This window comes from Polaromonas sp. P1_E3 (genome assembly GCF_056405935.1).
In genome coordinates this window covers 1-1,907 of sequence record NZ_JBFUBD010000466.1, presented here as the reverse complement: position 1 = coordinate 1,907, position 1,907 = coordinate 1, and the positions used below count along the sequence as shown (strand labels likewise).

At 57.8% G+C, this 1,907-nt stretch carries 3 protein-coding genes; 2 read left to right on the top strand and 1 reads right to left on the bottom strand.

All coding sequences use genetic code 11. The features are described 5' to 3' along the window. Window positions 1–92 precede the first annotated feature (92 nt). Window positions 93–326: a 50S ribosomal protein L28 gene (gene rpmB, locus AC1D0Z_RS20610; protein WP_293403299.1), complete on the top strand. Its 234-nt coding sequence runs from the start codon at window positions 93–95 to the stop codon at window positions 324–326. Between the two features lie 11 nt (window positions 327–337). Next, window positions 338–505 (top strand): 50S ribosomal protein L33, encoded by a 168-nt coding sequence (gene rpmG / locus AC1D0Z_RS20605; RefSeq protein WP_007863188.1) that lies wholly within the window; start codon window positions 338–340, stop codon window positions 503–505. A gap of 386 nt (window positions 506–891) precedes the next feature. Here rpmG and AC1D0Z_RS20600 read toward each other — a convergent pair. Continuing rightward, window positions 892–1,907 (bottom strand): DesA family fatty acid desaturase (locus AC1D0Z_RS20600; protein ID WP_477660028.1); only part of this gene is annotated, 1,016 nt, incomplete at its 5' end.

Here is a 1,907-nt window from a genome sequence, read left to right as displayed (position 1 = left end):
ATCTATGGCTTAGCTGAGCATTTGCAGGTCTGCCCCGCGCAGATTGAACCCTTTGCCAGCATCCGATTTCTAATTTTTTACGGAGAGTGCTCATGGCACGCGTCTGTCAGGTAACGGGCAAAGGCCCGATGGTGGGAAACAATGTTTCTCACGCAAACAACAAAACCAAGCGCCGGTTCATGCCTAATCTGCAGTACCGTCGTTTCTGGGTTGAGAGCGAAAACCGCTGGGTGCGCCTGCGCATCACCAGCGCTGGTCTGCGCTTGATCGACAAAAAAGGCATCGATGCAGTCCTGGTGGACCTTCGTGCCCGCGGTGAAGTCTAAGGAGAAGCATCATGGCTAAAGGCGCACGCGAAAAAATCAAGCTGGAATCGACTGCCGGCACGGGTCATTTCTACACGACCACCAAAAACAAGAAAACCACGCCCGACAAAATGCTGATCATGAAATTTGATCCAAAGGCACGCAAGCACGTGGAATACAAGGAAATCAAGCTGAAGTAATTCGGCCTTGATTCCTGCAGCGCCCTGTGCTGCTCAAAAAAACCGCTGTTTTACAGCGGTTTTTTTATGCCCGCACGGCGCACCGGCATATGAGATGCGTGCCCAGCAGGGATGGCACAGAAATCAAKGGGTAAGTAGCACCAGCTCCCGGCATCGGCATCGGGCATACCCAGCCGGACATCAGTACACCTCTCCGGGGCCGGACCACGGAAGCCTGTCACGACACAGCAGCACAACAACGCCGGCCTCGATCGGCTTCGACTTCCTCAACTACCTTCGCCTCACCCCGGCCAATAAAAAAACCGCTCCAGGACTTTCCGGGAGCGGTTTTGTTTGAGGTGCCGGCCTGCCAAAGCAGGTCAGGGCAATCTGTCGCTGTCGCCAGGTCAGGCGCGGGCGGCGCGCAGCTTCATCGAAAATTCGCGCAGGGCGGCAATACCGCTTTCCTCGGCACGGTGGCACCATGCCTGCAAATCAGCAGCCAGCTGCTCACGGGAGGCAGAAGTGGTCAGCCACATCTGGCGGAGCTCTTCGCGCATGGTGACCATCTTGTCCAGCACGGGGTGCTCGGCACGGGCCTGTGCCAGCTGGGGCTTGGCTGCGGCCGGCACCTTGTCGTCATCGCGGTGCAACCAGCGATTGGCGGCACGCAGAACGGACACGTCGGCTTTTTTGGCCTTCAGCATTTCGATTTCGGCCTTGCCGGCCCGGCGCAGTTCTCGCGCAAAACCCGCCATGACTTCATAGCGGTGGGCGATGAGAGCTTCCAGCGTCTTTTCGTCCGCTACGGGCTGGATGGAGCCCAGCTGGAGCTTCGGCGGCACCTTCTTGACGGAGGCCAGRCCAACTTTTTCCAGCGCGCGGATGTAGATCCAGCCGATGTCAAATTCATAAGGCTTGACCGAGAACTTGGCCGATGTCGGATAGGTATGGTGGTTGTTGTGCAGCTCTTCGCCGCCAATCATGATGCCCCAGGGCGAAATGTTGGTGCTTGCGTCGGGTGCCTCAAAGTTGCGATAACCCCAATAGTGGCCAATGCCATTGATGATGCCGGCCGCCGTCACGGGAATCCAGGCCATCTGCACAGCCCAGACAGCCAGGCCTGCCGCGCCGAAGAGCGCCAGGTCAATGATCATCATCAGGCCCACGCCCTGCCAGCTATAGCGGGTGTAGACATTGCGTTCAACCCAGTCGTTGGGTGTGCCATGGCCAAACTTGGCCATGGTTTCCTTGTTTTTGCTTTCGGCGCGGTATAGCTCTGCGCCTTCCCAGAAAACCTTCTTGATGCCGTGGGCCTGGGGGCTGTGCGGATCTTCAACGGTTTCACATTTGGCGTGGTGCTTGCGGTGAATGGACACCCATTCCTTGGTGACCTGGCCGGTACCGAGCCAGAGCCACAAGC